Origin of the sequence: Desulfonatronum thiosulfatophilum, assembly GCF_900104215.1 — a bacterium.
GTDB lineage: Bacteria > Desulfobacterota > Desulfovibrionia > Desulfovibrionales > Desulfonatronaceae > Desulfonatronum > Desulfonatronum thiosulfatophilum.
In genome coordinates this window covers 256703-275463 of the sequence record NZ_FMXO01000002.1, presented here as the reverse complement: position 1 = coordinate 275463, position 18761 = coordinate 256703, and the positions used below count along the sequence as shown (strand labels likewise).

The 18761-nt window shown below is 57.7% G+C and carries 13 protein-coding genes; 9 read left to right on the top strand and 4 right to left on the bottom strand.

The features are described 5' to 3' along the window. Positions 1 to 836: 836 nt before the first annotated feature. Both BLP93_RS02700 and BLP93_RS02695 read right to left on the bottom strand, forming a co-directional pair. Positions 837 to 2285 (bottom strand): catalase, encoded by a 1449-nt coding sequence (locus tag BLP93_RS02700; RefSeq protein WP_092116947.1) that lies wholly within the window; start codon positions 2283 to 2285, stop codon positions 837 to 839. A gap of 94 nt (positions 2286 to 2379) precedes the next feature. Further along, positions 2380 to 2832 (bottom strand): Fur family transcriptional regulator, encoded by a 453-nt coding sequence (locus tag BLP93_RS02695; RefSeq protein WP_092116945.1) that lies wholly within the window; start codon positions 2830 to 2832, stop codon positions 2380 to 2382. 150 nt (positions 2833 to 2982) lie between these two features. On the opposite strand from BLP93_RS02695, the gene alr reads away from it, so the two are divergent. The 8 genes from alr (at position 2983) to BLP93_RS02655 (ending at position 12848) form a co-directional block, all read left to right on the top strand. Further along, complete coding sequence (alr, locus tag BLP93_RS02690; protein ID WP_092116943.1) at positions 2983 to 4107, top strand: alanine racemase; 1125 nt, start codon at positions 2983 to 2985, stop codon at positions 4105 to 4107. 370 nt (positions 4108 to 4477) lie between these two features. Next, positions 4478 to 5446, top strand: a complete 969-nt coding sequence (locus tag BLP93_RS02685) for a diguanylate cyclase domain-containing protein (RefSeq protein WP_092116941.1) — start codon at positions 4478 to 4480, stop codon at positions 5444 to 5446. A gap of 131 nt (positions 5447 to 5577) precedes the next feature. Further along, positions 5578 to 9624, top strand: coding sequence for a response regulator (locus BLP93_RS02680; protein WP_092116939.1), 4047 nt, complete (start codon positions 5578 to 5580; stop codon positions 9622 to 9624). Further along, positions 9618 to 9887, top strand: a complete 270-nt coding sequence (locus tag BLP93_RS02675) for a magnesium transporter (protein WP_425248212.1) — start codon at positions 9618 to 9620, stop codon at positions 9885 to 9887. The genes BLP93_RS02680 and BLP93_RS02675 overlap by 7 nt, the downstream gene beginning before the upstream one ends. 349 nt (positions 9888 to 10236) lie before the next feature. Beyond that, on the top strand, positions 10237 to 11229 hold the full coding sequence (bioB, locus tag BLP93_RS02670) for a biotin synthase BioB (RefSeq protein ID WP_092116935.1): 993 nt from the start codon (positions 10237 to 10239) through the stop codon (positions 11227 to 11229). A 94-nt stretch (positions 11230 to 11323) separates the two neighbouring features. Next, positions 11324 to 11617 carry a hypothetical protein gene (locus BLP93_RS02665; protein WP_092116933.1) on the top strand — a complete coding sequence of 98 codons (294 nt, stop codon included), beginning with the start codon at positions 11324 to 11326 and terminating at the stop codon, positions 11615 to 11617. Beyond that, a complete protein-coding gene (locus BLP93_RS02660) occupies positions 11614 to 12042 on the top strand; it encodes a hypothetical protein (protein WP_092116931.1) in 429 nt (142 codons plus the stop codon). The genes BLP93_RS02665 and BLP93_RS02660 overlap by 4 nt, the downstream gene beginning before the upstream one ends. A 380-nt stretch (positions 12043 to 12422) precedes the next feature. Next, entirely contained in the window at positions 12423 to 12848 is a 426-nt protein-coding gene (locus tag BLP93_RS02655; protein WP_092116929.1) for a hypothetical protein, read from the top strand. Between the two features lie 41 nt (positions 12849 to 12889). Here the strand turns inward: BLP93_RS02655 and BLP93_RS02650 are convergent, their stop codons facing one another. Continuing rightward, the gene (locus BLP93_RS02650; protein WP_092116927.1) at positions 12890 to 15442 is read right to left on the bottom strand and encodes a DNA internalization-related competence protein ComEC/Rec2; all 2553 of its coding nucleotides are present in this window, start codon (positions 15440 to 15442) and stop codon (positions 12890 to 12892) included. 65 nt (positions 15443 to 15507) lie between these two features. On the opposite strand from BLP93_RS02650, the gene BLP93_RS02645 reads away from it, so the two are divergent. Further along, entirely contained in the window at positions 15508 to 16752 is a 1245-nt protein-coding gene (locus BLP93_RS02645) for an HD domain-containing protein (RefSeq protein WP_092116925.1), read from the top strand. A gap of 454 nt (positions 16753 to 17206) precedes the next feature. Here BLP93_RS02645 and BLP93_RS02640 read toward each other — a convergent pair whose 3' ends face one another. Next, the gene (locus BLP93_RS02640; RefSeq protein WP_092116923.1) at positions 17207 to 18190 is read right to left on the bottom strand and encodes an HD-GYP domain-containing protein; all 984 of its coding nucleotides are present in this window, start codon (positions 18188 to 18190) and stop codon (positions 17207 to 17209) included. Between the last annotated feature and the right edge of the window lie 571 nt (positions 18191 to 18761).

Sequence of the window (18761 nt, the reverse complement as noted above, 5' to 3'; positions counted from 1 at the left end):
GCCTCCCAGGTTCCCTGACAATTCCTTGAGTACATGCCGTCTCCAAACACCCCGGGCGGATGGTGCGACGCTCCTGTTTTCCCATCGCACCAATGGCAGATTTCCCCATGTAGTTGCAGGGTCACCTCCGCCAGTTTGCTGTAACGAGGCCGAAGCGAGTTCACTTGCGTTAAGGCCTGCACTCTGTCTCGGCCTTTCGGCCTTCTTCCGGCTCGCTTGGCGTCTCGGGTCACCCCTGCTCGCCGAGCCTGGACTTCGTGGTGAACAGGCAATTACCACGGTGGGAACTTTGCATCCCACTGGAATCGCCAGGACTTCGCCTGGCGCACAACTACTCAGCACGTTTCATGACAGACATTTAGTGTTCCGGCTTGTCTCGATTTATTGGCATCGCCTGTTTGACTGAGCCAGGACTCGTTCATTGAACCATTGCCGGACACCTGAAGCACCAACTGATGTTTATTCAGGCAATGGTTCAAGGTTACGAAGCCGGCGAAGAAGTTGCGATGCCGCAAAATCGAGACAAGCCGGAACGCGCAGCTGAACAGTTACGTTGGTGGGCTGATTCATGGCCTCGGTTTACATGACGGTATTGGTTTTGTCCTGAGCTTCGTACTCACCTTTTCCGCCCATGCACAAGGCGCGGGACCTCCAAGCAGCCGGCGGCATGTCCATGGTCTTGGGGTTTAGGTATCTATGCTCATACCTGTTGATGAATGGATGAGGCAAGATGCAGCGGCTGTTTTTTGAATATGCCTAGACGGGTATGGATTCGCAAAAAAAAGAGGGGCCTGATGCAGGCCCCTCGAAGAGAACGCGGAAAGATCCGGCGTATGCTATTTGGCCATTTTGGCCAGCGCGTCGCGCACGCCGGCGGCATAGTCCGGATGGACCTTTTCGAAATGGCCGAGCTGGCGATCGACGATGAACTCCGGAACACCTTGCATGGCTTCGGCGATATTGGAGAACAAGCGGCTTTTCTGGCCGTCGTCGAACAGGTTGAACAACGCCCGGGGCTGGCCGTAGTCGTCGTTGCCCTCGCGGTGGTCGTAGCGATCCGCGTCGCCGCTGATCTTCAGAGGCGGCTCGGCGAATTCCGGGCTCTGCACCGGGCCGTTGAAGGAATTGGGTTCGTAGTAGGCGTCCGGGTTGGGGTTGTTGGCGAAGAAACGCATCTGCCCGTCCTTGTGATAGTGATGCATCGGGCACCTGGGCGCATTCACGGGCAGGGCCTCGTAATGGGTGCCCAGGCGGTGACGGTGGGCGTCGGCATAGGAGAAGATCCTGGCCTGGAGCATCTTGTCGGGCGAAAAGCCGATTCCGGGAATGATGTTCGACGGCGAAAACGCGGCCTGCTCCACCTCCGCGAAATAATTCTCCGGATTGCGGTTCAGTTCCAGGATCGCCACGTCCATGGGCGGATAATCGCCGTGGGGCCAGACCTTGGTCAGGTCAAAGGGATTGTAGGAAGTTTTTTCGGCATCCGTTTCCGGCATGATCTGGACCTGGACCTTCCACTTGGGGAGATCTCCCCGCTCGATGGCGCGGAACAGATCGTCCTGGGTGGATTCCCGGGTCCGGCCCACCACCTCGGCTGCCTCGGCATTGGTCCAGTGCTTGTGGCCCTGCATGGTCTTGAAGTGAAACTTGACCCAGAACCGTTCATTCCGGGCATTGATGAAACTGTAGGTATGGCTGCCGTAGCCGTTGATGTTGCGTACGCCCACGGGCAGCCCGCGGTCGGACATCAGGATGGTCACTTGGTGCAGGGATTCCGGCGACAGGGACCAGAAGTCCCACATGGCCGTGGCCGAGCGCATGTTGGTTTTGGGATGGCGCTTCTGGGTGTGGATGAAGTCCGGAAACTTGTAGGGATCTCGAACAAAAAAGACCGGCGTGTTGTTGCCCACCAGATCCCAGTTGCCCTGTTCCGTGTAGAACTTCAGCGCGAATCCCCGTACATCCCGCTCGGCGTCCGCCGCGCCGAGTTCGCCGGCCACGGTGGAAAATCTGGCGAACATCTCGGTCTTTTTGCCGACCTCGGAAAACGGCGCCGCTTTGGTGTACTGGGTGATGTCGTGAGTAATGGTCAGGGTGCCGTAGGCTCCCCAGCCCTTGGCATGGACCACGCGCTCGGGAATGCGTTCCCTGTTCTGGTGAGCCAGCTTTTCCAGTAGCTGATAATCCTGCATCAGAACCGGACCGCGAGCCCCGGCGGTCAAGGCGTTCTGGTTGTCCGCCACGGGTGCTCCCGCCGTGGTAGTCAGTTTTGGTGCATCGCTCATTCCGGCCTCCTTGTTTGTTATATGGGTTGCCACATCTTCCAACACGGAAATTATCGCATGCCTGCCCAATCCCTTCTCACCCCCTACCTTCAAATCACTCCTGGCATTCTCCACAAACCCCAAAAAAATCCAGGCGATGGGTCGTGATCCGGAAGCCGGTCCGCTGGGAGACTTCCTGATTCACGTCCCTGAGGCTGGTCAGGTCCGGGTCGAGGATCTTCCGGCATTTGGTGCAGATCACGTGGGGATGCGGAAAGGGCTTGCTGCCGTCGTAGCGATTGCTGCCGTCGGGAAAGCCAAGTTCGAGAATTTCCCCGATCTCACGGAGCAGGGCCACGGTCTTATACACCGTGGCAATGCTTGTGGTGGGAAAAATCCTCTGAACCTTGGCATAGATTTGCTCCACGGTGGGGTGGTCGCTGCTGGAAGCCAGGATCTTGAGAACTTCCAGCCGTTGAGGCGTGATCCGGAAGTTCTGCTCCTTGAGTCTGGAGACCATCTGCTCCAGCCGGGAATTGTTTTCAGGATGAGTCAATACGTTGTCCATAGCCTTTCTCTTTCCTAAGATAAGTTCTCTTTGGATAATGGTTATCCATTTTTTCGTCAACTGTTTCAATAACAGAAAATTCCGGATATGCGCCTGATGTTCGGGTTTCGCATGTGCGACGTTATTTCCTCAATCCAAGGACTCCCTGCCATGCCCATTGATTACAATCTCCTGAAGGTTTCCATCGACCTTCAAGCCATCCAGGCGAATTACCGGTTTTTGTCGTCCCGGGGGAAACGGCTGATCGCCGTGATCAAATCCGACGCCTATGGTCACGGCCTCATTCCCGTCGGCGAAGCTCTTGCCGCGGTCGGCGCGGATTTTTTCGCCGTGGGCACGGTGGAGGAGGCGGCCCGGTTGCGGCCCGCTGTGCGGGGGACCGTGCTGGCGCTGTTGGGGCCGCAATCAGTAGAGGACATCCAGATCGTGGCGGAGCAGGGTATCCTGCCGCTGGTGGCCCGGCTCGATCAGCTGGCCGGATTAGAGCGCGAAGCAGCTCGCCTGGGGCGACAGATCCCCATTGCCCTGAAGTTCGATACGGGCATGGCCCGGCTGGGCTTTGCCGCAGCCGACGTGGAGGCGGTTGCGCGGGCCCTGGGGAAAATGCGGCTGCTGCGGCCGGAATGGCTGATCAGTCACCTGGCCACGGCGGACGAGCCGCATCAGGCGGAATTCGTCCATGAACAGGCCGCCCGCTTTCAACGAATAGCTGACCGTTTGGCGCTTGCGGGCCACCATCCGCAACGCTCGCTGGTCAATTCCGGCGGATTGCTGGCCTTTCCGGAACTGGCCTGGAACGCCCAGCGACCCGGCATCGCCCTCTACGGCGCCAACCCCTTTCATGGCACGGACCTGGCTCCTCTGGGCAGGGAACTTCGTCCGGCCATGCAGGTTCAGGCTCCGGTTCTGGCCGTGCATGCCCTGCCCAAGGGCGCTTCCATTTCCTACGGCCGAACCTATGTCGCGGACATGGACAAAACCGTGGCCATTGTCGCCGCGGGATATGCGGACAATTACTCCCGCGGCCTTTCCAACAAAGGCTGGATGCTCATCCGCAGTCAACGGGCCAAAATTCTCGGCCGGGTCTGCATGCAGCTTACCGCCGTGGACGTAACGGAGATCGCCGGGGTTGCGCCGGGCGACGCGGCCGTATTGCTCGGGGAGCAGGACGGTCAGGCAATAACTCCTGAAGAATTGGCCTCCTGGTGGGGCACCATCACCTATGAAGTTTTTTGCCTCCTTGGCATGAACCGGCGGGAATATGCCACCTCTTGATTTGTTGGAGAATACAGAAGCCAAACTTGCATTCACAAGCCGACCGGGATGATTAACATAAACCGCCCACGGCAGTGATGCATCTTGTAAAGCAAGTTTTTCTTTGCCCGTGAATCCCCAGTGGTCAATCTTCCGCGGAATTTTCTGCTCACAATAATGTCGCTGTGGTGACAAGCCACGTATCTCTTGAACCAGCTGAGGTCTCTCTTGGTTGCATGGGAATGTATGCCGATGTGGGCATTGTTGACCTCTGCTTGTGTTCCATCTATGCATCTTCAGTGTTAATAGCAGTGACAGGTGACGAAGCAGCATCCACATTGACCGGCATTCGGGCATCGTATGCCGTAGATGCACCAAACGGAGAATCATCATGGTTGAGGAGCGTCAGGCCAGAATTCTTATGGTGGATGATGAACTCGTGAACATTGAATTGATCGCAGACATCTTCGATCAGGATCATGAGGTGCTGTTTGCGGTCAATGGTGAAAAAGCCCTGGAAGTCGCCATGATTTCGGCGCCCGACGTCATCCTGCTGGACGTGTTGCTGCCGGGAATGGACGGATTTGAAGTGTGCACTCGGCTGAAGGCCGATCCACTGACCATGGACATTCCCGTCATCTTCATCACCGGACTGGGAGACATTGCGGCGGAAGCAAAAGGCCTGGAGCTGGGGGCCATGGATTATATCGCCAAGCCCATCAATCCGCCGGTGGTCAGGATGCGCGTCCGCAACCAGATCGAGCTGAAGCGCGCCCGGGACCAGCTCTCCCGGTTGGCCTCCACGGACGGGTTGACCGGCCTGGCCAACCGCCGTCGATTCGACGAGGTTCTGTCCATGGAACATGCCCGCCATATCCGTTCCGGCGCGGAACTAGGGCTGATCATGCTGGACATCGACCATTTCAAGCTCTTCAACGACACGTACGGTCACGTGCACGGAGATGACTGCCTGCGTGCCGTGGCCGACGTGCTGCGGGAGTCGCTGCACCGGACCACGGATCTGGCGGCCCGCTACGGCGGGGAGGAGTTCACCTGCATTCTTCCGGACACGGTCAAGGCGTATGCCGTAGCCGAACGAATTCGCAAGGGAGTCGAGGATTTGCGCATTCCCCACGGCCACTCGCCCACGGCTGATCACGTCACGATCAGTCTCGGCGTCGTCGATACATGCTGCACGCGCGAAACGAGCCCATCCCAGATCGTCGCGCGCGCCGACCAGGAACTCTATGCGGCCAAAACCCAAGGCAGGAACCGGATCAGTTATACCCCAAGCGTGCATTGCCGGACTGCGGCAGTTGGTGAGAGCGAAACCGGTCCACGGGATGCGGCTGTCTCTTGATCCATGCGACATGGGTCAGCGGTCATTGGCAGGGTCAAGATCCGGATTTGTCCTGCGCGCCCAATCCAGAGCGCGAGCAGGCGGCTGAGCTTCTTGTCGCATCTGCAGCGCACTCTTTTCAGGTAAGGTTGATGGCCATGTTCGTGAACATCCGGGCCTGGATCGCACTCGGGCTGTGGTTGCTGCTTCCGTGCATGGCGTCCGCCCTGGAGTTGACCCCCGCCGAACAGGATTACCTGCGGGAACTGGACCGGGTGAGCATGTGCGTGGATCCGGAATGGCCGCCCTACGAACGGCTGGACGAGCAGGGCAACTTCACCGGAATAGTGGAACGACCGTTCAATTACCAGATCGTGTTCAAGATCTTCGTCGCGATCGCGCTGTTTGTTTTTTTCGCATTGAATTGGAGCAGCCAGGTTCGTCGTCGCAACAGGCAGCTCGATCTTCTCAGCCGGCAGCTCAAGGAGGATATCGCGGCCCGGGAGCAGATCGAACACCGATTGAAGGAGCAAAGTGACCATTTGCGGCTCGTCATCGACACTGTGCCCAACTACATTTTCGCCAAGGACATCGATGGCCGATTCCTGTTGGCCAACAAGGCCATGGCCGACGTTTTCGGTCTGCCCCCGGAAGACGTGGTGGGCAAGACCGATCGCGACCATTCTCCTTCGGATGAAATGGTGGAATTCTTTCGCAAGGCCGATCTCGCCGTGATCGAGAGCGGCCGGCCTCTCTTCATTCCCGAGGAAAAGTCGTTGCGCAAGGACGGCACCGTGGGATGGTTCCAGACCATCAAAATACCTTACCGGCATCCTGAGTCGGACAGGCCGGCGATTCTCGGCGTGGCCGTGGACATCACGGAGCGCAAGCTGATCGAGGAGGCCGTGCGTGCCAGCGAGCGCCGTTTCCACCAGCTCGCGGAGCAGAGCCGGACCGTGATCTGGGAAGTGGACGCCCAGGGGCTGTTTACCTACGTCAGTCCGCTGGTCCGAAAGTTCTACGGCTATCACCCAGAAGAGCTCGTGGGCATAAAACATTTTTTTGATCTCATTCCGGAATCGGATCGTGAGCATTGCAAGTCCCAGGGCTTGCGGATCATCTCCCTCAAGGAATCCATCGAGAACATGGAGAGCAGGATTCAGACCAAGGACGGGCGCATCCTGTGGGTATTGTCCAACGGCGTGCCTTTGCTCGACGAGAATGATCAGGTTCTGGGTTTTCGGGGTGCGGACGTGGACATCACCCCGCGCAAGCATCTGGAAGAACAGATCCGATTCAAAAACGCCCTCCAGAAGTTGATCGCCCGGGTTTCCTCGGAGTTCATCAACGCCACCTCCACGAACATCGCGGACAAGATCAACGCCATGCTCAGGCAGTACGGCGAGTTTCTGCAAGTGGACCGTACGTTCCTGTTTCAGCTCTCGCCGGATGAACAGCTCATTCTCAAGGTCCATGAATGGTGCGCTCCGGGCGTCGAGGCGATCAACTCCGTGTTTCGCGATGCCGTGGTGGCGGAATTGCCCCTGCTCGCCGAGGCCGCCGCAAAGCGGGAAATGCTGATGGTCCGAGACGTGGATCAGCTTCAGGAAGGACCGGACAAACGGCTGCTCGTGCGCCAGAACGTGCGGTCCATGCTCTGCCTGCCCATTGTCAAGAACGACCGGCTATGGGGATTCTACGGGTTTGATGCGGTCCGCGCCAAACGCATTCCGGATCCGGAGCAGATCCAGGTGCTGCGAATCATGGGGCATATCCTCGGCGACGCCCTGTCGCGAAACCAATTCGAGCTGGAATTGCAGCAGGCCAAGGAGCAGGCCGAAGCCGCAACCCAGGCCAAGAGCCAGTTCCTGGCCAACATGAGCCACGAAATCCGCACTCCCATGAACGCGATCATCGGGATGACCCATTTGGCGCTGCGCACGGAAATGACTCCCCGGCAGCAGGACTACCTGGCCAGGATCGACAGCGCCGCCAAGACCCTGCTCGGCGTGATCAACGACATTCTGGACTTTTCCAAGATCGAGGCCGGAAAGCTCGAACTGGAGCATGCCGTTTTTGATCTGGACGAGGTGTTCGGCAACCTGGCCGCCATTGTCGGGCTCAAGGCCGAGGAAAAGAAGCTGAGGCTGATTTTTTCCGTGGCGCCGGAAACGCCGCGCCGTCTGGTGGGCGATGCCCTGCGCCTGAACCAGGTATTGATCAACCTGGTCAACAACGCGATCAAGTTCACCAGACAGGGTGAAGTGGTCGTTTCCGTCGAGCTCTGTCCCGATCACATGTCGACAGCTTCTTCCCTGAACCATGTTTCCGACAATCATGCGTGTCTGCTGTTCACGGTCCGGGATACCGGCAACGGCATGAGCAGGGAACAGGTCAGCCAGCTGTTTCAGGCGTTCACCCAGGGCGACGCCTCCATCACCCGCAAGCACGGCGGCACCGGTCTGGGCTTGGTCATCAGCCGGCAACTGGTGCAGATGATGGGAGGAGTCATCCAGGTGGAAAGCGAGGTGGGCCGGGGCAGCGTCTTCAGCTTCGCGCTGTTGCTGGAAAAGGCCGCGGACCGCGAGCCGTCGCCGGATCTCGGCAACGCTCCCGTCTTCCGTACGGCCGCGAGTCGCCTGCTGGTGGTCGAGGACATGGAAGAGGTCCGGGAAGTGCTGGCAAGCATGCTGGAGCATTACGGCTTCCGCGTGGACGTCGCGCAAAACGGCAAGGAGGGCATGGCCATGATCAGGGATGCATCGGATCAGGGCGAGCCTTATGACCTCGTGCTCATGGACTGGCGGTTGCCGGACCTGGACGGCATCGACGCCATCCGGCGGATCAGGGGCGAGGCATCCTTGTCTAAGGTTCCGGAATTCATTCTGGTCACGGGCTTCGCCCGTGAGGAGATCATGCATCAGACCAGGGAAATGGGAATCGGTCTGCTCTTGAAGCCTCTGAACAGATCCATGCTCTTCGACGCCGTGGCCCAGATTCTCCAGCCCGGATCGTCACGGACATCCGGAACAGGAGATCAGGTGTTCCCGGAACCTTCGGCCCCAAAAATCAGCAAGAACCTGGCCGGTCGCCGGATCCTCCTGGTGGAGGACAACGCCCTGAACCGCGATCTGGTCAGGGAACTTCTGACCCCGACCGGCGTGGCCTTGGAAATGGCGGTCAACGGACGGGAAGGAGTGATGCGCGAAGCGGCGGAACACTTCGACCTGATCCTGATGGACGTGCAGATGCCCGAGATGGACGGTCTGGAGGCGACGCGGGAGATCCGGAAGCGAGAACAGGCAACGTCCCCGCCGCGCAGAATACCCATCATTGCCATGACCGCCCATGCCATGGCCATGGACCGGGAGAAAAGCTTGGCTGCGGGCATGGACGACCATCTGACCAAGCCCGTGGATCCGGAACAGCTGAAACAGACCCTGTTGCGCTGGATTGCGCCGGAACGGACGGAACAGCCCATGAGCGGTGCACCTGAAGCGCCGGCGGCAGTTTCTCCGTCTGGCGGACAGGGGGCGGGCTCTGGCTCCGAATCACCGCGCAACCTGACCCTTCCGCCCGACATCCTGCCGCCCTTCGACATTCCCAGGGTTCTGGTCCGCTGCAACGGGAATCGCGACCTGCTGCGCAGGCTGCTGGCTGCTTTTGGACAGGAGCATGCCGAATCCATGCCCAGGCTGCATTCCCTGATTCGGCAGGGCGACTTTGCCGGGGCGCGCATCCATGCCCACTCCCTGAAAGGCGCGGCCGCCACCCTGGAAGCCGCTGATCTCGCCGACGCGGCCGGGAACGTGGAGGCGGCGCTGCGCGACGGGCAACTTGACCAGCTCCCCGACCTGCTGGAAAAGCTGGCCGTGTTCCTGGAGCAGGCCCTCCTTGCTGCGGTCGCCGGCTTTTCTGTTACGGAACCGACAAGACCGAGCCGGACCCGGACCGACATCGCCCTTGGCCAAAACGTTGGCGAGGACGTGTTAACCTCTTTGTCCGAGCTGGAATCCCTGCTCCGGGACAACAACCTCCGGGCCCGCAGAAAGTTCGCCGAACTGGCTGGACAGTTCTCCGGTCACGACGTGGACGACCAAGTGGGCGCATTGCAGAGCAGCCTGAACAACCTGGACTTCGAGGGCGCTCTGCATGCCCTGAAGCTGCTCATGGACCGCCTCGCCGATAAAAAATCCTGACAACTGCCCGGCATCTTCTTGAAGAGCATTTTGCCTCTGCGGCAGTTTTGGGCATCTGCCTGGGCATTACGGTCTCTTTGATCGGCATCGTCAGGGCCGGTCCGGAAGTGGCTCTTGTCGTGGCTCTGACCATGGTCTGTACCGTGCTGCTTCGGCAGCCTGGCGGGATGTCGCTGCCCTTTCTGCTCAACAGAATGAAAATAGACACGGCCACGGTCAGCGCCCTCTGGTCACATCCATTGCCGATGTCGGCGGCGTACTGATCTATTTCTCCATCTCCACCTATCTGCTGCGCGACATCATCGCAGCCGCGGGTTAAAGGGGTTCCTTCAGGCGATGGGCTTTTGCAACATGACGTCAAGGGCAGGCGTGGACGCCTCTGGTGCCTCTTCCGCAGTCGGCGATTTTGTAGATGCATCTGTTTCTGCAATCATCGTTCAGGCAACCGTCCAGGCATTGGATGAACTTCGATCGACAATTCTTGACCAATAGCCGACGCTGTTGATGGTGGGCAACAAGTGCCGCTTTTGTTGGCATACGGAGCGGAGTTGCTGCAGCCTGCGGGGTCATTAATCGAGATGCGGCTTGTCCTCACATGAGCAGTGCAATACCATGCGCAACATGCGAACGGACATTTTTTTCGAGCACGCGGCCGAGCAGGCCGCACAGCGGGGCCTGTACCGAGTTGAACTGCATGAACTGGCGCAAGCGGGGTTTGTGCGGACAGGCCTCGAGGCAGGGTTTCTGAAAGCGGCTCATGCGTTGAAAGAGGCTGCCTTTCCAGGGCAAATTCATGTTTGCGCCATCACCAGCGCAAAGACCGGGCGTTGTGGTGAAGATTGCGCCTTCTGCGCCCAATCCGCACGTTTCTACACGGATCTGACCCCGCATCCACTGCTCTCCGAAGATGAATTGGTCCGGCGCGGGGAGGAGGCCCTTGCGTCGGGCATCTCGCGGTTCGGGCTGGTTGCCAGCGGCGGACGCCTGTCTCCCAAGGAAATCGTCGTGGTCTGCCATGCAGCGCAGCGGTTGACGCAAGCCGGAATCGTCGTGGACGTATCCCCGGGAATGCTCAACCAGGAAGAATTCAAGCAACTACGCGAGGCCGGCATCGGCTGTATCCATCATAACCTGGAAACCTCGGCCGGATTCTATCCGCGAATCTGCACCAGCCACTCCTGGAAACAACGTGCTAAGGTGGTGCAAGCAGCGACCGAGGCCGGTTGCAGCGTCTGTTCGGGGGGAATCTTCGGCATGGGCGAGAGCTGGGCGGACCGGGTGGATTTGGCGCTTTGTCTGCGGGAACTCGGCGTGCATTCCGTGCCCCTGAACTTCCTGAACCCCATTGCCGGCACGCCTCTGGCGCATTACCCCGTACTCGCCGCCGAGGAGGCACTGGCCATCATTGCCCTCTTCCGTTTTGCCCTTCCCACGGCTCACATTCGCATTGCCGGAGGCCGGCAGCGAGTCTTTGGCAACGCATTGCAGGACATTTTCGCCTCCGGCGCTTCCGGAGTGATGGTCGGCGACTACCTGACCACACCTGGCATGAGCATGAAAAATTTCAAAGCAGCCGCCCAGTCCTACGGTCTACGTCTTGTGTGAAGGCGAGTAAAAATTTGCTTCTCGAGGTCTGGCTGAACTGGAAATCTCATAGTGCACGTCAAGGGACGAAGCTGGTCTATGTCCGCACGTAAGATTGAAAAATGAGATTCAAGTCGACCAGGGTAATGATTTTCTCACACAGGAGGAGTCATGCCGCATCAAGGGCAGGGTTGCCGCCGGAGCCGATCATTTTAGGAGCCTTCGTGAAGACAACAAGCAAAGTTTTGAACTGTTATTCAACAGACACAGGAGCAGTTTGAGTAAAGAGGATATCCATGATAAGAAGCCCGAGGAGCAGGCTTGTATCCGATTTGCCAACCATATTTTTATGTACCGCACCGCTCTCGCGCTGCCTACCGAACATGATTTTTTGAAAGGAGCCCAATGAGCAATCGAATCTTGTTGATCTTGTTGATGTTAGTCCTGGCCGTCGGCAATTTGTACTTGATGGGCTGCGCCGGAACCTCCGTCGCGGTCGGAAACGAGCCGCACTATACGGGCAGAGGACCTGGCGGCGGCCCCCCGCCATGGGCTCCGGCTCATGGTTACCGCGCTAAACACAGGTATGTTTACTACCCTTCGTTTCAGATCTATTACGATACTGCTCGCAGTCTTTATTTTTATATGAGCGATGGCGTTTGGCGGACATCGGGCAGGTTGCCGCAGGGGAGCCCAGCCAGCCTGGGCGGCAGCGTGGTCTTGCATATGGATACGGATCGGCCGTTCCAGTTCCATTCCGAAGTGGCGAAACGCTATCCTCCGGGTCGTTCGGACGAACGACGAGGGGGACCGCCTCCAGGCAAGCGTCGTTAACAGGCTGTTAAAAATGCTCCAAGTGTTGGGCAAAGTTCGATGAACGAATCCTGGCTCAGTCAAATCTGCGAGACCTCAAAGTCAAGGCAAACCGGACCATTCCTATGTACGATTAGAATATACTGAAAGTTGCCAACTCAACTTTCGGAGTTACGGCTTATCCAATCTTTTTCTGCTCCTTTTATTTTGGGGTTGGTGTCTCGTTGTTTCGCTTTTGTTTGTAATTATTGCGTTTTTCCGGGTGGTTAGTTTTGAATAAGTTTGGCATCCATGTTGATAACGACATGAGACGCCTTGCCCCGAAAAATGATCACACGTAAAACGTCAGCATTCGCGGGTCTGGCTGTTATCTATAAACCAAAGCACCAAAGAGGTACGTTATGACGGAAACCATAACGCCAGCTCTGAAGTGGCAGTATGAACAACTGCTAAATGAAATGCTCCTGCTGGAGAGCCACTCCGCGGACCAGGGGTGCTCCTGCGAAACAGAAAGCGAAGTTTGTATTCGCAAGCATCTTCTGGCTATTGAAACCTATGCCCAGGAATCCGTGCCTTTGGAAACGGATGAGGAATTACAGACAAAGCTGCAACAGCTTGTCGCTGAATCGAAGCTGAAAAGAAACGCCGAAGAAAGAAAGCTTCACGGTGAAGATCACGGATCGGCGGAAGGTGAATCGGAATGGGTCGACGCATGGCGTAGCCAAATCATTGAAGATCAAGGGCTTGCGGAAAACCATTCGGAATGGGTCCGCGGATGGCGTAGAAAATTTGCATCCCGCGGTCTGGATGAACCGGAAATCTCATAGTGCGCGTTAAGGATCCAGGCGCTGCAGGTGGCGCATTATGTTCACGGTTGAAGAACGATTACTCCAAGGCGTTCGGAGCGGATGGTCGGCGGGGACGCGGTGTTTTTCCAGCGGACGGTGACGGCGCCATGTTCCGAAGAATTATAGAGAGGAATACCCAGGTCCAGCAGGGAGCGTACGATTTCCGGATGAGGATGGTTGAAGCGGTTGAGGAAACCGGTGCTGACCAGGGCGAAGTGGGGGCGTACCCGGGCGTATAGTTCCGGCGAGAAGCTGGACCGGCTGCCATGGTGGGGGACGATGAGGACTTCGGCGCTCAGGTCCGCGTCACTTTGCAGCAAGGCCGCGATGGAAGGCAGTTCGATGTCGCCGGGGAGCAGCGCCAGGGGGCGGTCCTTCCAGATCAGCCGCAGGACAAGTGAGGCGTCGTTGTCCTTGTCCGCTTTCATCCATCGATCATCCGGATGCAGGACTTCAAACCCAATATCCGGCCCCAGGATAATGAAATCCCCCTTTCTCAAGATACGTTCCGGGATATTTTGGCGGGACAGGATTTCCGCCAGGAGTTGTCCGTCATGTCCCGTCGGCCCGCGCCCCTGGGAGACGTACTCTTTGACCCGGAAATAGCGCAGGGGGTAGTACAGGCCTCGGTAGTGGTCGAAATCCGCGTGGCTGAGCGCGATGCCGTCGAGTCTTGGCGGCTTTCCGTGGGTCAATGTCGGCGTAATGACGGCCTGTCCCAGGTCGTAGTCCCAGGTCCAAAATCCGCCGCCGTCCACCAGCCAGCGTTTTCCGCCCGGCAATTCCAGCAGCACGGCCTGTCCTTGTCCGACGTCGAGCATGCGCAGGGTGATGCCTTGGCGCTGTTCCTGGAGCAGGGTGTACAAGACGGGCATCATGAGCAGCCCGACGGCCGCGAAAACCAAGCCCGGCCGAAGCGCTCGCGGCCGCATCCACCAAGCCGCCACGGCCAGTGGAAGCATCCAGTAGCCCAGGAACTGCGGCCAGAGCGGCCTAGCGGGAATATTCACCCAGAGCCAGCCGGCTTCATCTAGAAAATGCAGCCCGTTAACCATGTTTTCAAGGACAAGGCAGGCCAGGCTAAGAACAGGTGCGGCCAAAGCGGCGGCGCCGGGAAGCAGCAGTAAGCACAAGCCGGTCAGCCCCAGTGGGAAGACGAGAAGTCCGAGCAGCGGCAGCCAAATTACGTTCAGGTACAGGTGGGGGCTGATACGTCCGAAATACCATGCCTGCAGCGGGAGCAGGGCCAGGGTGGCCACCGTGCTCACGGCCAGAATGCCAAACCCGGCTGCCAAGGGTTTCTGCCACCAGGGGCGCTGCGAGAAACGCATGGCTTCCCGCCCCAAAGGCCAGACCAGGGCCAGACCGGCCACGGCCAAAGCAGATAGCTGGAGGCGCAGATCAAAGACCGTCAGCGGATCGAGCAGGAGAATCACAAGCAGAGCCAGAAACAAGCCGTCCAGGAGCACTCGCTGGCGATTGAACATCAGCAGGATACCCCAGCAGGCGAACATCAAGGCGGCGCGCGTCAAAGACGGGACAGCCTGGCCAAGCCACAAGTAACCCAGGACCAGGGGGACGCTGAGCAGCACGGCCAGCTTTGGGCGCGGCAGGCGCAGATAGACTCCCGGCGACGCCCGGCCGATCATTGTCGCCGCCAACCAGCCCAATCCGACCACGAATCCCAGATGCATCCCGGAAAGAGCCATGCTGTGCGCCAAGGAGGCCCGCTGAATGACGTCCATGGTCTCCGGGTGCAGCAGCGAGCGGTCACCCATGAGCAAGGCCAAAAGCATTGCCTGCCCCTGCCCCGGGGGGCTGGTTTCGAGGAGGTCCTTCCGGATCCGGAGGCGCGCCTCCCAGGCGGGATTGATGGCGTCGGACGTCTGGAAATCGGAGTCGTCTCCCCGTGAGTAGGCCCGGTGACGAATCCCTTGCCGTGCCCAGTAGGTCTCGCTACGGGACATGCCCTGATTGGCCATGCCCTGAATCGGCCGGATGCGCAGCGTAGTCCGCACCTCCTGGCCAGGTCCGGGAACGTCGGCGGAGGTCTTCCGGTTCCAGAGCAATTTCCCACCCAGAGGAACGGCCTTTCCCTGTCCGTCGTGCAGTTGCACGTCATCCAGGATAATCTGATACAGCTGCCCCGGACGCGGCCGCACCTCGGCCACCCGGCCGGTGATCTCCACAGGCGCGCGATGCTCCACCATCGGAGTCGACGTTCCCGGGTAATGCGTTTGCGGATGCAACAGGTAAACGGTTACGATGCCCGCAAGGAATGAGAAAATGAGGAGCACTGATAGCCGCGTTTGGCGAAGTATTTTCAGCGCAGCAGCCGTGCTGAAGCTAAGACCGTGGAACGGAATTTTTCGTGTTTGAAGGGGCTCTGAGGGCTCTCGCGCAGATTCAGACAAGGCCCAAAGATACAGAAGGATGGCTGCAGTCGCAGGGGGGGGCCATTCCCAGGCCAGCATGCCGATGATCCAGCCGCAGAGCAGGTGCTGCCAGGGCAGGAGGCCGGGCCAGAGAGTCTGGACCGGCAGATTGTCCTGTGGATTTTGATCCCTGATCATGATAGTGACTTTTGTCCCGAAACCTGTGGGTTCAACCAGTTATGCCCGCACAAGGAGTACAAAGCATGGCCAGCATCCGCAAGAGTCTCTTGCAGCTCATTTTTTCCGGATCATTCATGAAACGCTGGAACGACAAGCTGCGGCCCATGGAGTTGCTGGAGGTGGACAAGCAGGCGCACAAGATGATCGTGGCCTGGATGCTCTTTGAGCTGAACTCCCGGGATATGGCCCCCGATCAACGTCTGGTTCTCGGTCGGCGGATCGTGGAGGGGGGGATTTTCGAGTACCTGTATCGGCTGGTGATAACGGACATCAAGCCCCCGGTATTTTATCAGATCAAGGCCAATCCGGCCCATTACCGCCAGTTGACGGACTGGGTGCTGGAGCAGTTGAAACCCCGAGTTGATTGCCTCGGAGCCTCTTTTTGGGAGCGGTTTCGACTCTGGCTGGACCATCCCGAAGAAGGTGACTTGGCCCGGAGAATTCTGGATGCGGCCCACAGCTATGCCAGTCGATGGGAGTTTCACCTGATCACCAATATCGGAAACTACGACGACGAACTGGAGGAGATTGAGGAAAGCTTCCGGGGACAGCTGGAAACGCACAAGGATCTGCTGGGCATGCCCGAGCTGCTGCAGGGCACGGGAAGCCACCTCGGCAGGCTCGCCCATCTCAGCGGGCAATTGCGGTTCCAGAAGCGCTGGTCGCAGACCCCCCGAGTTCCGGAGACTTCGGTCCTGGGGCATATGTTCGTGGTAGCCTGCTTCGGATATTTTTTCAGCATGGCCGTGGGCGCCTGCAGCGCCCGAAGCCAAAACAATTTTTTTGCCGGCCTGGTCCATGATCTGCCGGAGTTGCTGACCCGGGACATCATTTCCCCCGTGAAGCGCTCGGTGGCCCGGATCGGCGACCTGATCCGGGAATATGAGATGAAGGAGTTGGAAAAGCGGGTCTTCGCGCCCCTGGAGCAGGGCGGGTATACGCACCTTGCCGAACGCCTGTCCTACTTTCTCGGGCTGAATGTGGGCTCAGAATTCGTGAGCACGATCATCCTGGAAGGGCTGATCCGGGAAGTAACCTGGGAGCAGCTGCAGGAATCCTACAACCAGGATCGCTTCGACCCCAAGGACGGCAACCTGTTGAAAGTCTGCGACAACCTTGCGGCCTTCATGGAGGCGTACACTTCCTTGCGCAACGGGATCAGCAGCGACCAGCTCCAGCAGGCCCTGTGGCGGATTCGAACCGAGTACCAGCAGGTCAGTCTCGGAGACGGGATGCACATCGGGGCCCTGCTGGCTGATTTCGACTGATGGAAGCTATCCGGCAACTCTGATTCGAAGCTGGCGAGGGAGTTTGCTGGGCCCCAAAATCAAGGCAAGCGGTCCTCGGCTGAGGAGCCGCTTAATAACTGCCACTACAGCGATATGTTTGAGTGAGAAGAGCCGTTGAAGATGAACCGGCGGGGATCATTCTGGCCGGTGCTGATATGTGTGCCCGGGGGCACCCAAGCAGATGCCCAGGTCAGTGAAGCATTGCCAATCGCTTGAAGCACATTTATAGTTTTCCGCATGGCCCGGATGCGACGCGAGTGACATTAGGAGATTTTGTCCGGCAGGCCATGGAAAGGCTCCCGCAGAACCATGGCAGAACCATAGCGGAAATGAACAAATAAACAAATTGCCTCTCACTGACTTTATTTAACACGCCTCATGAGGGCTTACCGCCCGAGTCTCACTTCCCCGCAATTACCTGCAGTTCCCCTGTTTACCCCAATATGATCGCCTGCAGAGTGCGCACTATTTTTGCGTTTAGCCCCGGGCTTTGACTAAGGGCTTTCAACGCTTCTTCGCGGGATTGGGCCTCGGCATAGGGGCGGTGGGTGATCATGGCGCAAAATGAATCCGCAACGGCGCAGATCTGAGCGACGATACTGATCTGTTTACCGGAGATTTTTTGAGGATATCCCTTCCCATCCAGTCGTTCCTGATGTTCCAGGATCTGCTTGAGCACGGTATCCGAACGAATGTTGAGAGAATGCAAAGATTTTGCTCCCACCCAGCAGTGTTCCCTGATCTTCTCCAGTTCCTCCCTTGTCAGCGGTGTGGTCTTTTGGCGGATGAACGCTGGAATTTTGCTCATGCCCAGATCATGGACCAGCAGGCCAAGGGCGACTTCATCAAGATGTTTGCGGCGGAGCTCCCTCTCATAGAGACGTAGATAGAGAGCCAAGCCGATGAAAGTCGTATTGACGCTATGCTTGGCCAATGTGTGTTCCGGCCAGAGACATTTTCTGAATTCTTTGATCCGAAATGGATCTTGCCACAGGTATTCCGTCAATACCAGGGAGTCGGATTGGAGGTTCTCGAATACCGGAGCCACAGGCTGGTCCATGAAGGCTTCCACCTGTTCGGTGAGGGCGTGTTGAAAAATCAACGCTATCTCCGACGGCTTCAAGTTGGTATCCATGAGGATCAGGTCAAGTTGTTTGCTGATATGCTTGGCATATGTGGGATGATCCTTCCGGGATAAAAAAATCAAGCCTTGATTGCTGTTTTTCAGGATCTCTTCGCGCTGATCGGCACTGATACGTTCGTTGGCTTTTGACAGGAGAAGCAACTGGGCTACCTGTTCCTTGAAAAAAAATATGTCCAGGGGCGGCCGAAAGCGGGGAAAACTTTCCAGGATTCGTGGGCTGGCCTGGTAGTATTCTTCATGAAGATCGAGTGGTTGCGTCTTGATGTTTTTCATTCATGAGTACCTGTTTCAAAGGGCGGCAACTTCCGGAAGCGGAAAGCATCATTGGTCTCACCGCGGCGGAACGCTTGCCTGCTGAGTGTGACGTAATTCTCGGGATTTTCTGCGTAACCGATTATACGACATACAATCTGCGGGGAAAAAAGTTAGCTCTTTTCTCTGCGACGTGCGAATTCAAAAAGACAAGGGCAACAAACAGCATATTCTTCTTACAAGCCCGATATCAATTACTGTGAGTGCGGCTCAAAAAGCAACCTCTCGTTTTCAACATTCTTCTACAGCTTGCGGATGTTCAACGAAAACATGTCGAACCCCATTTCTCTCCGAGCCTCAATTGCGGGGTAATCTTTCGCCAAATTTAATGTGTTCTTCGTTTGTTATGATGTATCATGATTTTCTGTTACGTATGCGGAATCCAGAAATTCTGGATCAGAGAAGGTTTTCCATGCCGGCGCTAACATTGATCATGTACACCTTTTGGGCTTTCCAGCGGAGCTGACAGAGAGCGCAGAAACCCAATAAAGTGAGGATTTTTTTTATTTAAACTTTTGTATCTAGGCAAATT

Excerpts from the sequence above, each read along its gene's own strand:
- BLP93_RS02700 (WP_092116947.1), bottom strand. The coding sequence starts at position 2,285 with ATGAGCGATGCACCAAAACTGACTACCACGGCGGGAGCACCCGTGGCG.
- BLP93_RS02695 (WP_092116945.1), bottom strand. The coding sequence starts at position 2,832 with ATGGACAACGTATTGACTCATCCTGAAAACAATTCCCGGCTGGAGCAG.
- alr (WP_092116943.1), top strand. The coding sequence starts at position 2,983 with ATGCCCATTGATTACAATCTCCTGAAGGTTTCCATCGACCTTCAAGCC.
- BLP93_RS02685 (WP_092116941.1), top strand. The coding sequence starts at position 4,478 with ATGGTTGAGGAGCGTCAGGCCAGAATTCTTATGGTGGATGATGAACTC.
- BLP93_RS02680 (WP_092116939.1), top strand. The coding sequence starts at position 5,578 with ATGGCCATGTTCGTGAACATCCGGGCCTGGATCGCACTCGGGCTGTGG.
- bioB (WP_092116935.1), top strand. The coding sequence starts at position 10,237 with ATGCGCAACATGCGAACGGACATTTTTTTCGAGCACGCGGCCGAGCAG.
- BLP93_RS02660 (WP_092116931.1), top strand. The coding sequence starts at position 11,614 with ATGAGCAATCGAATCTTGTTGATCTTGTTGATGTTAGTCCTGGCCGTC.
- BLP93_RS02655 (WP_092116929.1), top strand. The coding sequence starts at position 12,423 with ATGACGGAAACCATAACGCCAGCTCTGAAGTGGCAGTATGAACAACTG.
- BLP93_RS02650 (WP_092116927.1), bottom strand. The coding sequence starts at position 15,442 with ATGATCAGGGATCAAAATCCACAGGACAATCTGCCGGTCCAGACTCTC.
- BLP93_RS02645 (WP_092116925.1), top strand. The coding sequence starts at position 15,508 with ATGGCCAGCATCCGCAAGAGTCTCTTGCAGCTCATTTTTTCCGGATCA.
- BLP93_RS02640 (WP_092116923.1), bottom strand. The coding sequence starts at position 18,190 with ATGAAAAACATCAAGACGCAACCACTCGATCTTCATGAAGAATACTAC.